This window comes from Streptomyces actuosus (assembly GCF_016921115.1).
Lineage (GTDB): Bacteria > Actinomycetota > Actinomycetes > Streptomycetales > Streptomycetaceae > Streptomyces > Streptomyces actuosus_A.
The window spans coordinates 164,894-183,038 of the sequence record NZ_JAFFZS010000016.1; the positions used below are offsets into that span (position 1 = coordinate 164,894).

The 18,145-nt window shown below is 69.9% G+C and carries 15 protein-coding genes and 1 pseudogene; 8 read left to right on the forward strand and 8 right to left on the reverse strand.

Annotated elements, in window-relative coordinates; genetic code table 11:
• The 4 genes from JS756_RS20980 (at nucleotide 1) to JS756_RS20995 (ending at nucleotide 3,080) form a co-directional block, all read left to right on the forward strand.
• The gene (locus JS756_RS20980) at nucleotides 1–759 is read left to right on the forward strand and encodes a DUF3710 domain-containing protein (protein ID WP_205384675.1); all 759 of its coding nucleotides are present in this window, start codon (nucleotides 1–3) and stop codon (nucleotides 757–759) included.
• A gap of 279 nt (nucleotides 760–1,038) precedes the next feature.
• Nucleotides 1,039–1,731, forward strand: a complete 693-nt coding sequence (locus JS756_RS20985; protein ID WP_205384676.1) for an ABC transporter ATP-binding protein — start codon at nucleotides 1,039–1,041, stop codon at nucleotides 1,729–1,731.
• A gap of 218 nt (nucleotides 1,732–1,949) precedes the next feature.
• Entirely contained in the window at nucleotides 1,950–2,348 is a 399-nt protein-coding gene (locus tag JS756_RS20990) for an OB-fold nucleic acid binding domain-containing protein (RefSeq protein WP_205384677.1), read from the forward strand.
• Nucleotides 2,349–2,351: 3 nt separating this feature from the next.
• On the forward strand, nucleotides 2,352–3,080 hold the full coding sequence (locus JS756_RS20995) for a DUF3159 domain-containing protein (protein ID WP_205384678.1): 729 nt from the start codon (nucleotides 2,352–2,354) through the stop codon (nucleotides 3,078–3,080).
• A 227-nt stretch (nucleotides 3,081–3,307) separates the two neighbouring features.
• Here JS756_RS20995 and JS756_RS21000 read toward each other — a convergent pair whose 3' ends face one another.
• Both JS756_RS21000 and JS756_RS21005 read right to left on the reverse strand, forming a co-directional pair.
• Nucleotides 3,308–3,979, reverse strand: a complete 672-nt coding sequence (locus JS756_RS21000) for a potassium channel family protein (RefSeq protein WP_205384679.1) — start codon at nucleotides 3,977–3,979, stop codon at nucleotides 3,308–3,310.
• The gene (locus JS756_RS21005) at nucleotides 3,979–4,650 is read right to left on the reverse strand and encodes a potassium channel family protein (RefSeq protein ID WP_205384680.1); all 672 of its coding nucleotides are present in this window, start codon (nucleotides 4,648–4,650) and stop codon (nucleotides 3,979–3,981) included. The genes JS756_RS21000 and JS756_RS21005 overlap by 1 nt, the downstream gene beginning before the upstream one ends.
• Before the next feature lie 381 nt (nucleotides 4,651–5,031).
• Here JS756_RS21005 and JS756_RS21010 point away from each other — a divergent pair, with 381 nt between their 5' ends.
• Nucleotides 5,032–7,080 carry an APC family permease gene (locus JS756_RS21010; RefSeq protein ID WP_205384681.1) on the forward strand — a complete coding sequence of 683 codons (2,049 nt, stop codon included), beginning with the start codon at nucleotides 5,032–5,034 and terminating at the stop codon, nucleotides 7,078–7,080.
• 90 nt (nucleotides 7,081–7,170) lie between these two features.
• Nucleotides 7,171–8,511, forward strand: coding sequence for a class I SAM-dependent RNA methyltransferase (locus JS756_RS21015; protein ID WP_205384682.1), 1,341 nt, complete (start codon nucleotides 7,171–7,173; stop codon nucleotides 8,509–8,511).
• A 796-nt stretch (nucleotides 8,512–9,307) separates the two neighbouring features.
• Here JS756_RS21015 and JS756_RS21020 read toward each other — a convergent pair.
• Together JS756_RS21020 and JS756_RS21025 are read right to left on the reverse strand one after the other, a co-directional pair.
• Nucleotides 9,308–10,426: a fatty acid desaturase family protein gene (locus tag JS756_RS21020; RefSeq protein WP_205384683.1), complete on the reverse strand. Its 1,119-nt coding sequence runs from the start codon at nucleotides 10,424–10,426 to the stop codon at nucleotides 9,308–9,310.
• Between the two features lie 7 nt (nucleotides 10,427–10,433).
• Complete coding sequence (locus JS756_RS21025; RefSeq protein ID WP_205384701.1) at nucleotides 10,434–11,444, reverse strand: ferredoxin reductase; 1,011 nt, start codon at nucleotides 11,442–11,444, stop codon at nucleotides 10,434–10,436.
• A gap of 132 nt (nucleotides 11,445–11,576) precedes the next feature.
• On the opposite strand from JS756_RS21025, the gene JS756_RS21030 reads away from it, so the two are divergent.
• On the forward strand, nucleotides 11,577–12,716 hold the full coding sequence (locus JS756_RS21030; RefSeq protein ID WP_205384684.1) for a PucR family transcriptional regulator: 1,140 nt from the start codon (nucleotides 11,577–11,579) through the stop codon (nucleotides 12,714–12,716).
• A 109-nt stretch (nucleotides 12,717–12,825) separates the two neighbouring features.
• Here the strand turns inward: JS756_RS21030 and JS756_RS21035 are convergent, their stop codons facing one another.
• From JS756_RS21035 to JS756_RS21040, 3 genes and pseudogenes are all read right to left on the reverse strand, one after another.
• Nucleotides 12,826–13,332: a transposase gene (locus JS756_RS21035; RefSeq protein WP_240204090.1), complete on the reverse strand. Its 507-nt coding sequence runs from the start codon at nucleotides 13,330–13,332 to the stop codon at nucleotides 12,826–12,828.
• Nucleotides 13,333–13,914: 582 nt separating this feature from the next.
• A pseudogene (locus JS756_RS36885) lies at nucleotides 13,915–14,193 on the reverse strand (hypothetical protein); the annotation flags it as partial.
• A 5-nt stretch (nucleotides 14,194–14,198) separates the two neighbouring features.
• Nucleotides 14,199–14,591 (reverse strand): hypothetical protein, encoded by a 393-nt coding sequence (locus JS756_RS21040; protein WP_205384685.1) that lies wholly within the window; start codon nucleotides 14,589–14,591, stop codon nucleotides 14,199–14,201.
• 422 nt (nucleotides 14,592–15,013) lie between these two features.
• Here JS756_RS21040 and JS756_RS21045 point away from each other — a divergent pair, with 422 nt between their 5' ends.
• Nucleotides 15,014–16,573, forward strand: coding sequence for an MFS transporter (locus JS756_RS21045; RefSeq protein ID WP_205384686.1), 1,560 nt, complete (start codon nucleotides 15,014–15,016; stop codon nucleotides 16,571–16,573).
• 122 nt (nucleotides 16,574–16,695) lie between these two features.
• Here JS756_RS21045 and ltrA read toward each other — a convergent pair whose 3' ends face one another.
• A complete protein-coding gene (gene ltrA / locus JS756_RS21050) occupies nucleotides 16,696–18,057 on the reverse strand; it encodes a group II intron reverse transcriptase/maturase (RefSeq protein WP_205384687.1) in 1,362 nt (453 codons plus the stop codon).
• Nucleotides 18,058–18,145 lie beyond the last annotated feature (88 nt).

Sequence of the window (18,145 nt, forward strand, 5' to 3'; positions counted from 1 at the left end):
GTGTTCGGACGTCGCAAGAAGAAGGATGCCGCCGAGGGCGCGGCCGGCGAGGCCGAGCAGGTCGTCGACAGCGTCGACACCGAGGCGGACGACGAGGGCGCGCGCGAGCGCGTGCGCCTGGAGCCCGAGCCGCGGCCCGACGGGCCCTGGGACAGCACCGAGGTGCGCGAGCCGGGCGAGGGCCGGGTGGACCTCGGCGGTCTGTTCGTGCCCGGTGTTGACGGCATGGAACTCAGGGTCGAGGTCGCCGGCGACGCGATCGTCGCGGCGACGGTCGTACTGCGCGACAGTGCCGTCCAGCTGCAGGCCTTCGCCGCGCCGAAGCGCGAGGGCATCTGGGGCGAGGTGCGCGAGGAGATCGGCTCCGGCATCACCCAGCAGGGCGGCATCGTCGACGAGGTCGAGGGTCCCCTCGGCTGGGAACTGCGGGCGCAGGTGCCGGTGCAGCTGCCGGACGGCACGGGCGGATTCCAGGTGGTCAGGTTCGTCGGCGTGGACGGCCCGCGCTGGTTCCTGCGCGGTGTGATCTCGGGCCAGGGCGCGGTGCAGCCGCAGGCCGCCGGCCTGCTGGAGCAGATCTTCCGGGACACCGTGGTCGCCCGCGGCGACGGCCCGATGGCGCCCCGTGACCCGATCGTCCTGAAGCTCCCCAACGACGCCCAGATGGTTCCCGAGGGCGTCCAGCAGGAGGAGGGCTCCCGCTTCTCCGGAGGTATGGGACAGCTGCAGCGCGGGCCGGAGATCACCGAGGTCCGCTGATCCGTCCACGACGAGGGCCGCATCCTGGTACGGGGTGCGGCCCTCGTCGCCTCCGGGATCCGCCCGCCGCCGTCCCGGCAGTCGACGGACCATCCGGGGCGTGCGGCCGAACCGATACGGAGGAGACCCGGCGTGAACCGATCCGGGGGCCCCGTCCGATGAAGAGGTGAGGGGCGGCGGGACACGTTGAGGGGCCCGGCGTCCCACGGCCATAATGACGCCCGGTCGCCGGGTGACACCGGTGACCGCGGGCACACACGGGGGAAACGGGGAAAGCGCATGAGCCAGGTCGGCACCAGGACGATGGTCCGCGTCGAGGACGTCCACAGGTCCCACGGGCGGGGGGCCGCCGCCGTCCATGCCCTGCGCGGCGTCTCCTTCGAGATCGGGCGCGGGGAGCTCGTCGCCCTCAAGGGGCGCTCGGGATCCGGCAAGACCACCCTGCTCAACATCATCGGCGGGCTCGACGAACCGGACCGGGGACGGGTCACCGTGGACGGCAGCGATCTGTCGGACCTCGGCGAGGAGGGGCTGCTCGCCCTGCGCCGGGACCGCATCGGCTTCGTCTTCCAGTCCTTCGGGCTCATCCCGATCCTCACGGCCGCGGAGAACGTCGGCGTGCCGCTGCGGATGCGCCGTGCCGACCCGCGCGAACGCGAGGAGCGCGTCGCACTGCTGCTGTCGCTGGTCGGCCTCGCCGAGCACGCCGCCCAGCGGCCCACGGAGCTCTCCGGCGGCCAGCAGCAGCGCGTCGCCATAGCCCGCGCCCTTGCGAACGCACCGGCCCTGCTCATAGCCGACGAGCCCACCGGTCAGCTGGACGCCGACACCGGGCGCGCGGTCATGGAGCTGTTGCGGGCCGTCGTTCGCAGCGAGCAGGTCACCGCCTTGGTGGCGACCCATGACACGACTCTCCTGGGCCTGGCCGACCGGGTCCTGGAGCTGCGGGACGGGGAGATCGCCGAACACTGACCCACGGGCCGCGGATCACGACTCCCCGGCGACTGCCCACTGCCACCCCGCGCCCCGGTTCGTTCCTGAGCCCCCGGCCCCACCAGGGCGTCGGCGCGGCCCTCGAAGCGCCCGCACCGACTTGCCCCGTCGGTCGTCGGGGGTCGGCCGCGAGCCACCGGTTCGTGTGACGGAGCCGGGGGTACGGTGCTCTCAGCGCACCCCGGTACGCTTCAGACATGAGTGCTGTTCCTCGTTCCGAAAAGCAGGCGGGCCGGTTCCGGCGCATGCTCGACCGGCTTTCCTCGTCCCAGGCGGACCTGGAGTCCGAGGAGCTGCGGGAGGACGCCGCGACCGCCGGCTGCACCAGGATCGGAGACTGCCAGGACCGACAGATCGTCACGGTTACTGGTACCTTGCGCACGGTCACGCTGCGCCCGCGGGCCGGAGTCCCGGCTCTGGAGGCCGAGCTGTTCGACGGCTCGGGCGCCTTGGACGTGGTGTGGCTGGGCCGGCGCTCCATCGTGGGGATAGAACCGGGGCGCAAGCTGATCGCATCGGGCCGGATCTCGATGAGCCGGGGCCGCCGGGTGCTGTTCAACCCGAAATACGAACTGAGACCGCTCGGACGGGAGTAGCCGGTGACGTCCCTCGACAAGCCGACCGAAGACACTGCGGCGGACGACGCCCGGACCGTGACGGAGGCCGCGCTCTTCGAGGCGTTCGGCGGGCTGCGGGGCATGGTCGAGACCGTGCTTCCCGGCCTGCTCTTCGTCACGATCTTCACGATCAACAAGGATCTGCACTGGTCGGCGATCGCCGCCCTGGCGGTTTCCGTGGTCCTGGTCGTGGTGCGGCTGGCCATGAAGGACACCGTCAAGCACGCCTTCAGCGGTGTCTTCGGTGTGGCCTTCGGTGTCGTCTTCGCGATGATGACCGGCAACGCCAAGGACTTCTATCTGCCGGGCATGATCTACACGTTGGGCCTGGCGCTGGCGTACATCATCACCACACTGGTCGGCGTGCCGCTGATCGGGCTGATCCTCGGCCCGGTCTTCAAGGAGAACCTCTCCTGGCGGACCCGTAACCCCGGCCGCAAGAAGGCCTATGCCAAGGCCAGTTGGGCCTGGGGCCTGATCCTGCTCGCCAAGTGCGCGATCCTGTTCCCGCTGTACTGGTGGGCGGACACCACCCAGCTGGGATGGGTCCTGGTCGCCCTGAAGATCCCGCCGTTCCTGCTGGCCGTCTGGCTGACCTGGGTGTTCCTGGCCAAGGCCCCGGCGCCCATCGACGTGTTCGCCGAGATGGAGGCCGCGGAGAAGGCCGAGCGGGAGGCCGAGCGCGAGGCAGCCCTCCGCCCCGGGGAGTAGACACGCACCCGCAGCCACCCGTGAGCGCCACAGGACGCGGGGCCCGACTCCGCGGCCTCAGGTGCTCTCCGCGGCCCCTGGGCCGCTGGAACCGCCGTCCCGCCCGTCTCACCCGCCTCTCCGGCCCCACCGCACCACCCGGTGCGCTGACGGTTCGGCGGCGGGACCACACGAAAGAGGGGCGCCCCCGGGCAACGGGGCGCCCCTCATCACGTCGGCCCCGGACGTCAGCCGATGTCCCGGCGCACCGACAGCAGGTCCTCCAGCTGCTGCTCCCGGGCCTGCGCGGCCACGAACAGCAACTCGTCGCCCGGCTCCAGAGAGTCGTCACGGGACGGGGTGAGCACGCGAGTGCCGCGAATGATCGTGACCAGGGAGGTGTCCTGCGGCCACTCCACGTCCCCGACCTGCGTGCCGGCCAGGGCCGACTCCTCGGGCAGGGTCAGCTCGACCAGGTTGGCGTCCCCGTGGCTGAACCGCAGCAGCCGCACCAGGTCGCCGACGCTCACCGCCTCCTCGACCAGGGCCGACATCAGCCGCGGGGTGGACACGGCGACGTCCACGCCCCAGGACTCGTTGAACAGCCACTCGTTCTTGGGGTTGTTCACGCGGGCCACCACACGCGGCACGCCGTACTCCGTCTTCGCCAGCAGGGAGACGACCAGGTTGACCTTGTCGTCGCCGGTCGCGGCGATCACGACGTTGCAGCGTTGCAGCGCCGCCTCGTCCAGGGACGTGATCTCGCAGGCGTCGGCGAGCAGCCACTCCGCCTGCGGAACGCGCTCGACCGAGATCGCGGTCGGCGCCTTGTCGATCAGCAGGACCTCGTGGCCGTTCTCCAGCAGTTCGCCCGCGATCGAGCGGCCGACCGCGCCGGCACCGGCAATGGCGACCCTCATCAGTGACCGCCCTCCTCTTCAGGACCCTGGGCGAACGCCGCCTCCACCTTCTCGACCTCGTCCGCACGCATCATCACGTGCACCAGGTCGCCCTCCTGCAACACCGTCTGCGAGGTGGGCAGGATCGCCTCGCCGAGGCGGGTGAGGAAGGCGACGCGAACGCCCGTCTCCTCCTGCAGCCGGCTGATCTTGTGGCCGACCCAGGCGGTCGAGGTGTGCACCTCGGCCAGCTGCACCCCGCCGGTGGGGTCCCGCCACAGCGGCTCGGCGCCCGACGGCAGCAGGCGGCGCAGCATCTGGTCGGCCGTCCAGCGCACGGTGGCCACCGTCGGGATGCCCAGCCGCTGGTAGACCTCGGCGCGCCGGGGGTCGTAGATCCGGGCGGCGACGTTCTCGATGCCGAACATCTCTCGGGCCACGCGGGCGGCGATGATGTTGGAGTTGTCGCCGCTGGAGACCGCGGCGAAGGCGCCGGCCTCCTCGATGCCGGCCTCGCGCAGGGTGTCCTGGTCGAAGCCGACCCCGGTCACCCGGCGACCGCCGAAGGAGGAACCCAGGCGTCGGAAGGCGGTGGGGTCCTGGTCGATCACTGCGACCGTGTGCCCCTGTTGCTCCAGGGTCTGGGCGAGAGCGGACCCCACTCTGCCGCAGCCCATGATGACGATGTGCACGACCGTCCTTCCGATGTCAAGAGTCTCTGACGTGGTGGTAACAGGTTCTCAGACCGGCGACCAAGCTACACAGGGGTGGTCCGGGGTGTGCACCCCCGTGCAGGGTTACCGGGGGTGCGCGGCCCGGCGGCGCGTGATGCTCCGCACGCTGCGCAGCGTGAGGAATCCGAGGCCGAGGAGTGCGACGGCGGCGCCGATCAACTCTGCGAGGGCGGGCACGGGGCCTCCAGGGGGCGGTGGCGGAGGGGGTCCAGACATCTAGGCACGGGGGCGGCACCGCCTGCGGAATCCGTCGCCCGCAGGGCCTCCGTTTCCACTCGTGCGGCAGATCGGCGTGGGCGTGTGGGCGAGCCCGTGTTCGAAGGCTTACGATCCTCTGTTGTGTCCAAACTGACCGACGTGCCCAAGCGGATTCTGATCGGGCGCGCACTGCGCAGTGATCGGCTGGGGGAGACCCTCCTGCCGAAGCGCATCGCACTCCCCGTCTTCGCCTCCGACCCGCTGTCCTCCGTGGCGTACGCGCCAGGGGAGGTGTTGCTGGTCCTGTCCATCGCGGGCGTGTCGGCATACCACTTCAGCCCCTGGATCGCGGTCGCGGTCGTCGTGCTGATGTTCACGGTGGTCGCGTCCTACCGGCAGAACGTGCACGCCTACCCCAGCGGCGGAGGCGACTACGAGGTCGCCACCACCAACCTGGGCCCGAGGGCCGGCCTGACGGTCGCGAGTGCCCTGCTCGTCGACTACGTCCTCACCGTCGCCGTCTCCATCGCGTCCGGCATCGAGAACCTGGGTTCCGCGATCCCCTTCGTCGTCGAGCACAAGACGCCCTGCGCCGTCGCCGTGATCGTCCTGCTCACGCTGATGAACCTGCGCGGCGTGAAGGAGTCCGGCAAGCTCTTCGCCATCCCGACGTACGTCTTCGTCGCAGGCGTCTTCATCATGATCGCCTGGGGCGCCTTCCGCGGGCTGCTCCTCGGCGACACCATGCGGGCGCCGACGGCCGGCTTCCACATCGAGGCCGAGCACCAGGGCCTGGCCGGCTTCGCGCTGATCTTCCTGCTGTTGCGGGCCTTCTCCTCCGGCTGCGCCGCCCTGACCGGCGTCGAGGCGATCTCCAACGGCGTGCCCGCCTTCCGCAAGCCGAAGTCGAGGAACGCGGCGACCACGCTCGCGATGATGGGCCTGCTCGCCGTCACCATGTTCTGCGGCATCATCGCGCTCGCCCTGGCCGCCAAGGTCCGCATGGCCGAGAACCCGGCGTCCGACCTGCTCAGGAACGGTGTCCCGGTCGGGCCCGACTACGTCCAGAACCCGGTCATCACCCAGGTCGCCGAGGCCGTCTTCGGCAAGGGCAGCTTCTTCTTCGTCATCCTGGCGGCGGCCACCGCCCTCGTGCTGTTCCTCGCCGCCAACACCGCCTACAACGGTTTCCCCGTCCTCGGCTCGATCCTCGCCCAGGACCGCTACCTCCCGCGCCAGTTGCACACCCGCGGCGACCGGCTCGCCTTCTCCAACGGCATCGTGCTCCTCGCCGGCGCGGCCACCCTCCTGGTGTGGATCTACGGCGCCGACTCCACGCGGCTGATCCAGCTGTACATCGTCGGCGTGTTCGTGTCCTTCACACTCAGCCAGATCGGAATGGTCCGGCACTGGAACCGCCACCTGGCCGAGGAACGGGACGCCGGCAAGCGCCGGCACATGGTCCGCTCCCGCGCGATCAACGCCTTCGGCGCCTTCTTCACCGGACTGGTCCTGGTCGTCGTCCTGGTCACGAAGTTCACCCACGGAGCCTGGGTCGCCCTGCTCGGCATGGTCATCTTCTTCGTGACGATGACCGCCATCCGCCGCCACTACGACCGCGTGTCCGCGGAGCTGGTCGCCCCGGAGAGCCCCGGAGACGACACCGTGCGCCCTTCCCGGGTCCACTCGGTGGTCCTCATCTCCAAGATCCACCGGCCGACCCTGCGCGCCCTCGCGTACGCCAAGCTGATGCGCTCCGACACCCTGGAGGCGCTCACCGTCAACGTCGACCCGGCGGAGACCAAGGCGCTGCGCGACGAGTGGGAGCGGCGCGCCATCGACGTACCCCTGAAGGTCCTGGACTCGCCCTACCGCGAGATCACGCGACCGGTCATCGAGTACGTCAAGAGCCTGCGCAGGGAGTCCCCGCGGGACGCGGTCTCGGTCATCATCCCCGAGTACGTGGTCGGCCACTGGTACGAGCACCTCCTGCACAACCAGAGCGCGCTCCGGCTCAAAGGCCGCCTGCTGTTCACGCCCGGCATCATGGTCACCTCGGTGCCCTATCAGCTGCAGTCCTCCGAGGCGGCCAAGAAGCGCGCCCGCAAGCGGCAGGACTGGAACGCGCCCGGCGCGGTGCGTCGCGGTCCGGCCCAGGAGCGGCCGAAGGACTCGTCTCCGTCCAAGTAGACTGGTGGGCTGTTGTCGTCGGGCCCCCGGAACCCGCCGGGCCGGCCCGGCCCGTACGCCGTCCCTCTCTCGATCTGGAGTCACCCCGCCATGCAGGCAGAACCGAAGAAGTCGCAGGCGGTTTCGCTCGTGGGGGAGGAGTACGAGGTCGAGATCGGCCCCGTCGCGCACGGCGGTCACTGCGTCGCCCGCACCTCCGCCGGACAGGTGCTGTTCGTCCGCCACGCGCTGCCCGGTGAGCGGGTCGTGGCCCGGGTCACCGAGGGCGAGGAGGGTGCCCGCTTCCTGCGCGCGGACGCCGTCGAGATCCTCGACGCCTCCAAGGACCGCATCGAGGCCCCCTGCCCCTTCGCCGGCCCCGGTCGCTGCGGCGGCTGCGACTGGCAGCACGCCAAGCCGGGCGCCCAGCGACGGCTGAAGGGCGAGGTCATCGCCGAGCAGCTCGAGCGGCTGGCGGGCCTCACTCCCGAGGAGGCCGGCTGGGACGGCACCGTCATGCCGGTCGAGGGCGACAAGCTCCCCGCGGGCCAGGTCCCGCAGTGGCGCACGCGCGTGCAGTACGCGGTCGACGCCGAGGGGCACGCGGGACTGCGCCGGCACCGCTCGCACGCGGTCGAGCGCATCGACCACTGCATGATCGCGGCCGAGGGTGTCAGCGAGCTGGGCGTCGTCCGGCGCGACTGGACCGGCATGGCCCAGGTCGAGGCGATCGCGGCCACGGGGTCCCAGGACCGCCAGGTGATCCTCACCCCGCGGCCGGGCGCCCGCCTGCCGCTGGTCGAGCTGGACCGGCCGGTGTCCGTGCTGCGGGTGGACGAGAACGACGGCGGCATCCACCGCGTCCACGGCCGCGGCTTCGTCCGCGAGCGCGCGGACGGCCGCACCTACCGCGTCGGCAGCGGCGGATTCTGGCAGGTCCACCCGAAGGCCGCCGACACCCTCGTGACCGCCGTCATGCAGGGCCTGCTGCCCCGCAAGGGCGAGACCGCCCTCGACCTGTACTGCGGCGTCGGCCTCTTCGCGGGCGCCCTCGCCGACCGCCTCGGCGAGCAGGGCGCGGTCCTCGGCATCGAGTCCGGCAAGCGAGCCGTCGAGGACGCCCGGCACAACCTGGCGGACTTCCCGCGGGTCCGCATCGAGCAGGGCAAGGTCGAGTCGGTGCTGCCGCGCACGGGCATCACGGAGGCCGACCTCATCGTCCTCGACCCACCGCGCGCCGGCGCCGGCCGGAGGACGGTCGAGCACCTGTCCTCCCTGGGCGCCCGCAGGATCGCCTACGTCGCCTGCGACCCGGCGGCCCTGGCGCGCGACATCGCGTACTTCCGCGAGGGCGGGTACCGGGTGCGGACGCTGCGGGCGTTCGATCTGTTCCCGATGACCTCGCACGTGGAGTGCGTGGCGATTCTCGAGCCCGTCCAGAAGGGCTCCTGACCTGCTTTCTTGCGGATGAGGTCGGTCTTGGCGGGTTGGGTCGACCTGTTTGCCTGCGGACAAGGGGTGGAGCACGCCGCATGCCGTACGACCGCCTCTGACCTGCTGTTCCGGTCATTGCCGGGAAGACGGGCGTGTGGTGCCCCCGGTCGTCGCCGGGGCCGCGCAGGGCAGCCCTGACGCTCACGTGACGCTCGCACTGATGAGACGTCAGGTCCTGGCGCGGGCCCTGGGACACAGCCATGTCCGCGGAGGCGCTCCTCCCTGCCTTCAAGTCGGGTTGCCGGGCAAGGTCGTGGTGCGCCTCGGGCGGCGCCACCGGCATCGGTGCCGCCCGTCCGTAAGCCTCATGTGTCTTTCCTGCTTGTTGACCAGGGCCGGGTTGTAGAGACCGTCCATGGGCGTGCAGCTACCCCAGCGCGGGCATGAAACCGCAGGTCAGGGCCCTCTTCCCTCTCCTCTGGGATGATCCGCACAGGTCGTGACAGCTGTGCCGTAGCGGGTGACACGGCGAACCCGTCGGGGAACGTCTGACGGGACATCCGTGCGGAGCCGTGAGACGACGAAGCCGCACCGGAGCGCTCCGGTGCGGCTTCGGGCCGTGAGATCGGCTGCACCGGCACGCACCATGCGGTCGGCGGCCTTACGCGGTCCTTGGTCCTGTGCTGCTCTCGGAGGAGCGCCTGATCTGTGAGCGCACCCGTCCACCCGTCATGCCCGGGAGCGATCGGTGGTCGTGTCGGCTGCCGCCTCATCACCTACCGGGCGAGTCGGAGATCTGAACCAGTACCGGGAATCAGGCCGCGACGAGCTCCTGCTCGCGGTCCGGCGTTCTGACCTCGGCCTTCTTGTTCGGCAGCGAGAGCCGGAAGACCTTGCGCCACGCGGAGAACACCTGCTTGGGCAGCGGTCCGGTGACGTACTCCAGTTCGTACTTCTCGAACAGCGCACGCACCTTCACCGCGACCTCGGCGTACCGGTTGCTCGGCAGGTCCGGGAACAGGTGGTGCTCGATCTGGTGCGACAGGTTGCCCGTCATGAAGTGCATGGCCCTGCTGCCGCTGATGTTCGCCGAGCCCATCATCTGGCGCAGGTACCACTGGCCGCGGGTCTCGCCCTTGATCGACCGGCGCTCGAAGACCTGCACGCCCTCGGGGAAGTGCCCGCACATGATCACCGAGTGGGACCAGATGTTGCGGACCAGGTTCGCGGTGAACGTGGCGGCGAGCGTGGGGAGGAACGACGGGCCCGACAGCAGCGGGTGGATCACGTAGTCCTTGAGTACCTGCTTGCGGATCTTGCGGCCCACGGCCTTGGCCCGCGCGCGGAACTCCGGGTTCTTGCGGCGGCGCTTGTTCAGGTTCCTGCCGAGCTCCAGGTCGTACGCCGCGATGCCGTACTCGAAGAAGCAGGCGTTGATGAAGTTCCACAGCGGCTGGCCGAGGTGGAACGGGTGCCACTTCTGGTCCTCGTCGACGCGCATGATGCCGTAGCCGAGGTCGTTGTCCTTGCCGATCACGTTGGTGTACGTGTGGTGCAGCTCGTTGTGCGAGTGCTTCCACTGGTCGGCCGGCGAGACGTGATCCCATTCCCAGGTGGTGGAGTGGATCTTCGGGTCCCGCATCCAGTCCCACTGGCCGTGCAGGATGTTGTGGCCGATCTCCATGTTGTCCATGATCTTCGCCACGGACAGACCGGCGGTGCCGAGCAGCCACGCCGGCGGGAAGATCGAGAACAGCAGCACGCCCCTGCTGACCAGCTCCAGCTTGCGCTGCGCCGAGATGACCCTACGGATGTAGGCGGCGTCTTTCTCCCCGCGGTCGGCGATCACCTCGTCGCGGATCGCGTCCAGCTCACGGCCGAGGTCCTCGATCTGCTCAGCGGTCAGGTGGTCGGTGGGGTCGATGGCGGTCAAGATGCTCCTACCGTTCGATGTCGCAGGGGCCCGCTGGGGCGGACACGCAGGTCTGGATGAGGACGCCCGGCTCGGCCTCGGTGACCTCGCCGGTGCGCAGGTCGCGGACGGCGCCCGCCTTGAGCGGCGTGACGCAGCCGAAGCAGATGCCCATACGGCACCCGGAGGGCATGAGCACGCCGGCCTCCTCGCCGATGTCCAGCAACGGAGTGGCGCCGTCCGCGTCGACGGTCTTGCCGGTGGCGCTGAACGTGACCTCGCCTCCGTCGCCGGCGACGACGATGCCGGGGCGGAAGCGTTCGGTGTGGAGGAGCTCTTGTACGCCGTGCTCGCTCCAGTGCTTTTCGGCGGCGTCGATCAGGCCCGCCGGCCCGCAAGCCCAGGTCTCGCGCTCGGCCCAGTCGGGCACGAGTTCGTCGAGACGGGCGATGTCGAGCATGCCGTCTGTGGCGGTGTGCACCTCGGTGAGCCGCAGCTTCCCGGCCGCGACCAGGTCGTGCAGTTCGCTGCGGAAGATCACGTCTTGCGGCTGGGGTGCGCAGTGGACCATGACGACGTCGTCGAACTCGATGTCGCGCAGCATGCCCATCACGGGCGTGATGCCGCTTCCGGCCGTCAGGTAGAGCACCTTGGCGGGCTTGGCCTGCGGCAGCACGAAGTCACCGGTCGCCTGGTCGAGCTCGATCAGCATGCCCGGTTTCACCCTGCGGACCAGGTGGTTGCTGACCTTGCCGTCCGGGATCGCCTTCACGGTGATCGTGACGCGGCCGTCCTGGCGGTTTGTCGGCGAGGTGATGGAGTAGGCGCGCCACAGGCGCACCCCGTCGACGTCGACCCCGATCCGCACGTACTGACCGGCCGTGTGGCCGCGCCAGCCCCGTCCCGGCCTGATCACGACAGTCGCGGCGTCACCCGTCTCGGGGTACACGGCCTCGATGCGCCCACGCAGGTCAGCGCCCGCACGCAGTGGGCTGACCAGGTCGAGGTAGTCCGACGGCAGCAGCGGCGTCGTGACCATCTCCAGCAGTTTCCACGCCCTGCTGCGGAGGGTTGCACTCGTCATGACTCCAGCTTGCTGCGCCTCAAGGCGTAAAGTCCTGACCACAGGACGCAAATCTGGTCGGCTGAATTGTTCGCAGGGAACAAAGACGTGAGCCATGCAATCCGGAGGGCCAGCGAACTGGCCCTGGACGAGACGACGGTCACCGCACTGAGGGCCGCGCTGAAGACCACCGCCGACGAGGTCGTCCAGGCGATCATCGACGAAGTCCCCTCCTACGCCAACGCCCTGTCGGGCCACATGGGCGCCACCATCCGCCGAGCCGTCCGCACCGCCCTGGGGCACTACCTGGACCTCGCGAGCGGGAACGCCACGGGCGGCGACGCCGGTGACGCAGCCTACGAGCTGGGCCGCGGCGAGGTGCGCGACGGCCGTTCGATGGACGCCCTGCTCAGCGCCTACCGCGTCGGCGCCCGCGTGGCCTGGCGATGCCTGGCAGCGGGTGCCGTACCCGCAGGTCTGCCCGCCGCCGAGGTGGCCAAGTTCGCCGAGCTGACCTTCGCCTACATCGACGAGCTCTCCGCCGCGAGCGCCGCGGGCCACGCCGACGAACTGGCCGCCCGGGGCAGGGCCCACGAGCGCCACCTGGAACACCTGGCCCGCGACCTCCTCGCCGGCGCGAGCCCGGACGTGTTGCTGGCCTCTGCTCAACGGGCCGGGTGGCAGCCTCCGGTTTCGGTGACCGCGGTCCTGCTGCCCGCCGCCCAGGCCCGGCCTGCCTACCGCGTGCTCGACCCGGGCACCCTCGTCCTCGACGATCTGCCGGACGCCACCGGCGTGCTGCTCGTCCCCGATGCCGACCGATCACATCTCTTGCGGCAGCTGACCGACCGCACCGCAGTGGTCGGCCCGGCCCGGCCATGGACTCGTGCGTCCGCCTCGTACGCACGAGCCGTACGCGCGCGCTCCCTCTCCTCTGATATTCGCGACACCGAGGACCACCTGCCCGAGCTGGTGCTGAGCGCCGACGTGGACGCGTTGGCAGACCTGCGCGCCCGAGCCCTCGCACCGTTGCACACCTTGCCTGTCGCGACCGCACGGCGGCTGGAGGAGACGTTGCGGGCGTGGCTGCTGCACCAGGGCAGACGGGACGAGGTGGCGGCAGCGTTGTACGTCCATCCCCAGACGGTCCGGTACCGGATGTCGCAGCTGCGGGAGCTGTTTCCGGATCTCGCGTCGCCACACCGGGTCCTTGAACTGACGCTGGCGGTCGGCCTTCGGGTCAGCTGACGCGTACTTCGACCTTCTGACGCGTAAATAGATGCAGGTCAGGGGCTGTTTGGGCAGGGCTGGGTGCCCGGTGGTCGTCGAGGCCGCCGGGCATTTGGTCTGTGAGCGGTCAGGCTGCGCCTTCGATCGGGTTGAGGGTGACGGTGTAGCCGAGCTGGTTGAGGGCGGTGATCGCGCGGCGGGTGGCGCGTTCCGGGTCGCGCTGGACGAAGTAGGTGCCGCCGAGTTCGCGGTGGGGGACGTTGTAGGTGAGCATGTGCCAGATCGCGGTGATGATCGAGTGCTCCACGGCGACCAGGGCCTTCATCGGTCCGCGGCGGGCGGTCAGCCGCTTGTAGCGGGCTTGTAGGTAGGTGTTGTTGGTTCTGGCTGCGCCGAAGGCGGCGAGTCCGAGGGCGCCTTTGAGGTACGGGTTGCCGGGGCGGACCTTGGTGGTCTCGGTGCGGCCGGCGGACTCGTGGTGGCCTGGGCAGACCCCGGCCCAGGACGCCAGGTGCCCGGCCGAGGCGAACCGGGTCATGTCCCCGCCGGTCTCCGCGATGATCACTTCGGCGACAGCCTGGTTGATCCCGGGGACGGTGTCGAGCAGGTCGAGGGCGCCTCGAAAGGGGGCCATCGCCTCCTCGATCCGCGTATCCGGCTGTCCGATGGCATCATCGACTTCGACGGCAAGCGCAGGGACGGATTGCCGCACATCAAGGTCCGGGACGCCGTGTCGCCCGATGAGGTCGGACGGATTTACCTCGCCTTCGACTCCGAAAGGAAGCGGCTGATCGTGAACCACGTGGGTCTGCACCTGTAGTTGGCCATGGCGGCCCACACCCACCTGCGACTCGCGCGTCCTGGTGGGAGTCTCGGCTCTCTGGGGTCGACATCCTCCCGATGACCTCACACGTCCTCGGAGCTGGAGATCAAGAAGGAGCAGTGCCGCCAGCATGATCTTCACCCTTGGTCGCACGGTGCGGCCGGGCACTGGCGCAGGTCGGGCGCCAAAGGCGGCGTGCCCTCACCCGGCGGGCGAAGGAAAGCGCCTCCCGGCAGGTCGGCCGACCGCCGGATGCCGCGTACGGGTATCCGGTGGCGCACGGCGCGCTGACCTGCTCACGCCAGCTTCCCGACGCCCGAGGACATGGAGGCCAGCGTAGAGGGACACACCAGGGGTCGGCTCCAATTGATCACCATGCCGATGGGGCCGTCCGCATTCCTGCCCGGTGGCCGGGTCGGACACGGTGAATCGGGCGGACAACGGGGCAGTTTCCAGCGCGTGCACCTTCCAGCCGCGGGCTTCCAGGCCGGCGCGGAGCGTGGTGGCGATGTCGGCCATGGGCGCTGGGTTCTCGGTGGCGACGTCGAGATCCTGGCTCGGGCGGTTCACGAGGCGGTGCGCCCGCACGGCATACCCGCCGGTGGGGACCAAGGGATACGGGGAGCCGAGCGCGATCACATCCGCCAGGAGCCGCGTGTGCAGCCCCGGCATGTCCGTCACGCGGCTGCCCGGGTGCGGGAGGCGAGCTGGGGGAAGTCGTCCTCCCACACGGTGCGCACGGTGCGACCGACGAGTGTGCGCAGCACCGGCCACAGCTGGAGAAGCAGGTCCCGGTTGAGGTAGCGGGGCAGGTCGTCACGCAGGCCCTCGTGCAGGACGGTGCGGTACAAGCCCATGCGCTGGCGAGGCTTGCCCAGGTCGTACGACGTCATCCCGGACCAGGCCATGTGCAGCGATAGCTCCACGACACCATGAGTCGGCCCTTGCAGCTGGTCCAGCGACTCCGGCAGACGGAGCCGGAACTTCTCCCGGCACAGCGCGAGGTCCTCGGCATCCGCGCCCGAGAGTTCCCCCGGCGCGGGTGCGCGATGCTGTGAGCTGGAGGCCATGAGCCCATTATGGCGTCCGGAGAAGTGGCGCGGGGCATGATGAGCGAGTCGGCGGCTGGAGTGAGCGGGACGGAACCTGCCGGGGGAGCCGGTCGTGGCAGCTCGGCTGCCCCGAGTAGGCGGGACGGGCCGACAGCCGTGACGCTCGTTTGACGCTCTGTCGTCCGCATGCTGTCTTCTCCGCCGAGGGCTGTCGACGGGTGTCCTCGGCCTTTCCAATGTAGTCATGGGGGCGGAGATCCACGCTTCCGGGCCCGTCCGGACCGGGCCGCCTTGCTCACCGTGCAGCACCGGAGTCGGCGCCGCCGAACCGGGCCGGGAGGCTGGGACGGGCTTCCCGGCTGACCCGATCGTCTGGCTTCCGCGCGTGTTGGAACGGGCGGGCCGGGCCGTCCGCTGCCATCGGGCTAGCGTCGACCGGCATGGGACGTGGAAGCAGCGGAGGTGGTGCCGTGCCGGCGGTCGGGTCGCCTGCCGGGGGAATGCCTCTGGCGATGGTCCTCGGGCTCTCCCTCGCCTTCACGGTCACGGTGGTCGACCCGTTGGTCCTCAGCCTGAACCTGGCCCAGGTGGACCGGGCCCTGCAGGTGCCGCCCCAGGCCGTCGGGCTGCTGAGCGGCGCCGCGACGTTGGTGATGGCCGCTTCCGTCCTCGCCGCGGGCAGCCTCGCGGACACCGTGGGGCTCAAGCGGCTGCTGATACGGGGACTGGTAGCCGTCACGGTCGTCAACGTGCTCTCCGCGTTCTCCCCCGGCTACGGATTCCTGCTGGCGATGCGGTTCCTGGACGGGCTGGGGATGACCGCTCTGCTGGGGGTGTCACTGGCCCTGCTGAAAGTGTCGGTGACCGAGGAGCAACGGCCGGCGGCCATCGGTGTCCTGATGGGCGTCGAGATGGTCCTGTGCGGGGTGATCCCCGCGTTCACGGGCTGGGCGGTGGCGGCCGTCGGCTGGCGGTTCCTGTTTCTGATCACCCCTGCGCTCGCCCTGGTCTCGCTGTGGTTGACGGCCCGGTACGTGCCGTCGACCCCCGCCCAGCAGGGCCGTCCCGTGGACGTGACCGGTGTCAGCCTGATCGGAGCGGCCCTGTTGACCTTGGTCGTCGGTCTTGCTGCGGCGCAGAACGGCGTCTCCCGGCCCCAGACCTGGGTACCGCTGGTGATCAGTGCGGTCGCCGTCGTGCTCTACGTGCTGCATGCCCGCCGCACCGCCCAACCCGCCCTGGACCTGTCGCTGTTCCGCAGCGCACCGTTCAGTGTGGCCCTGGCGGCGGCGCTCACGCTGAACTTCCTGGGGGTCGGGCTCAGCTTTGTTCTGGGGCAGTTCGGCAGCGTGGTGCTGAGGCTGTCCCCCGAGAAGATCGGCCTGTTGTACCTGCCCGGCACGCTTCTCGTCGCCGGCGCCGTGATCCTGGCCGGGCGCCTGGTCGGGAAGTACAGTCCCCGGCCGGTGATGGTCACCGGTCTGCTCGTGATGGCGGCGAGCGGTCTGCTGCTGGCCGGCACCGTCAGTCCCACGATGGCGCTGTGGCTGCTCGTGCTGGCCACATGGCTGACCAACCTGGGAGCGCTGGTCACCTCCACAGCGGTGTCCGAGACGGTCCTCGCCCAGGCACCGCCGGGGCGGTCCGGCACGGTGGCCTCCGTGCAGATGGCCTTCGGGATGACCGGCTCGGCACTCGGGCCCACCGTCTATCTCCTGCTCTTCGACTTCTTCTTCCAGCGGAGCTGGCTGGCGGACGCGCAGTCACGCGATCTGTCCGTGGACGAGGCCCAGCAGTCCGTGGATGCCGTGCGCAGTGCGATGGCACAGAACGTCGGCGGCGTCTACGATCCGAACCTGCTCCGCCAGGCTTCCGGACTCAGCCTCGGGCTGGACTTCACCCAGGCGCTGCAACTCACCATGCTGCTGGTCAGCTTCCTGCCGCTCATGGTGGCGGGACTGGCTTTCGTGCCGCCGCCACGCCGCAGGGCACCCCGGTAGAGGGGCCTGTTGAGTCGGCACGGAGCGCGGTGCCGGTGTTGCCACCGGTCCGTTTCTCCGTGCCGCTCGCCGAACCCGGCGTACCCGTCTCCGAGTACCGGGCTCTCCACGGACTGTGCCGTTCAGGCGTGGTTGGGGCGGGTCCAGGGGTTGGGGATCGTGTTGCCTCTGTAGCGGTAGCGGGTGACCGTCACCGCCTGGAGGTCGAACAGTTCGACCCCGTCTGCCGAGAGCTTTTGCCACCGTCCGTTGCGGTCGGTGAAGCGTCGGCGGACGTCCTTCCACTTCCAGCGGTGCAGCGCCATCCACCAGCTGATCACCCGGTGCCACGTGAAACTGGCCAGGGAGCTCAGGGCGGCTTTGCAGACCGCGTGCTTGAAGTAGTTGGCCCAGCCGCGCATGATCTGGTTGAGCCTGATCAGCACGTCCCTGGGGTTCTGCTGCGATGTTCTGTTCGTCAGGGCACGGATCTTGTCCTTTAGCTGCCGGATGGGCCGGTCAGCGATGAAGGTGTAGACGTGCCACTTGTCCGTTCCTCGCTTGCGGCGCCACTGGATGCGGAACCCCAAGAAGTCGAACCCGTCGGACATGTGCACCACCTGCGTCTTCGCCTCGGAGAGACGAAGACCGAGCGGTTGCAGCACGTCGGCGATGTCCTCGCGCAGCGCCTCAACGTCGTCATGTGTGCCGTCGACCAGAACCACGAGATCGTCCGCGTAGCGGACGATTCGCCAGTTCGGACGTCCAGCGGAACGGCGACGCCTGCGCAGGTGGCTGGTGGCCATCTCCCCGCCCGGCTCCCAGGGCCCGGTCAGGCGCTCGTCGAGCGCCGACAGGGCGATGTTCGCCAGCAGCGGGGAGAGGATGCCGCCCTGCGGGGTGCCGGTGAGAGTGTCCTCGCGGCTGTTGTCCTCGGTGAGGACGCCGGCCTTGAGGAACGCCTTGATCAGCCGCAACACGCGCTTGTCCTTGACCCGCTCGCGCACCCGGTCCATCAGGGCCGTGTGGTCGATCGAGTCGAAGCACGCCTCGATGTCCGCGTCCAGGACCCAGCGGTAGCCGTGGGTGCCGTAGAAGTGGATCTCAGCGATCGCGTCGTGTGCCCGCCGCAGGGGCCGGAAGCCGTAGGAGACCGGCTTGAACTCGGCCTCGAAGATCGGCTCCAGCACCAGCTTGAGGGCCGCCTGGACCACGCGGTCGGTGATGGTCGGAATGCCAAGGCTTCTGACCTTGCCCGAACCGCCCGGCTTGGGGATCTTGCGCTCGCGCACCGGCAGCGGGCGGAACTCACCCGATTTAAGTACGTGCCGAAGATCCTCCAGGAACCCGTAGGAGCCAATCTCTTGCTCGACGTTGACGGCCGTGAGGCCGTCCACTCCGGGCGTTTTGGCCCCCTTGTTTCCCGCGACCCGTTCGAACGCCACCAGGAGCGTCGCCGGGTCGCACAACACCGGTAGGCCGCTGGCGAGGTGTCGCGTTTCCACGGTCCTTTTCCAGCGGCCCCCGGTCCGAACCACGCGGGCACCTTTCGGTGCACGTAGCTCTCCAGTGACTACTCCGTTAATAGCGCGG

Coding starts and splice junctions, on each gene's coding strand:
- JS756_RS20985 (WP_205384676.1), top strand. CDS start 1,039: ATGAGCCAGGTCGGCACCAGGACGATGGTCCGCGTCGAGGACGTCCAC.
- JS756_RS20990 (WP_205384677.1), top strand. CDS start 1,950: ATGAGTGCTGTTCCTCGTTCCGAAAAGCAGGCGGGCCGGTTCCGGCGC.
- JS756_RS21000 (WP_205384679.1), bottom strand. CDS start 3,979: ATGAGGGTCGCCATTGCCGGTGCCGGCGCGGTCGGCCGCTCGATCGCG.
- JS756_RS21015 (WP_205384682.1), top strand. CDS start 7,171: ATGCAGGCAGAACCGAAGAAGTCGCAGGCGGTTTCGCTCGTGGGGGAG.
- JS756_RS21025 (WP_205384701.1), bottom strand. CDS start 11,444: ATGGTCACGACGCCGCTGCTGCCGTCGGACTACCTCGACCTGGTCAGC.
- JS756_RS21035 (WP_240204090.1), bottom strand. CDS start 13,332: ATGGCCCCCTTTCGAGGCGCCCTCGACCTGCTCGACACCGTCCCCGGG.
- JS756_RS21040 (WP_205384685.1), bottom strand. CDS start 14,591: ATGGCCTCCAGCTCACAGCATCGCGCACCCGCGCCGGGGGAACTCTCG.
- JS756_RS21045 (WP_205384686.1), top strand. CDS start 15,014: ATGGGACGTGGAAGCAGCGGAGGTGGTGCCGTGCCGGCGGTCGGGTCG.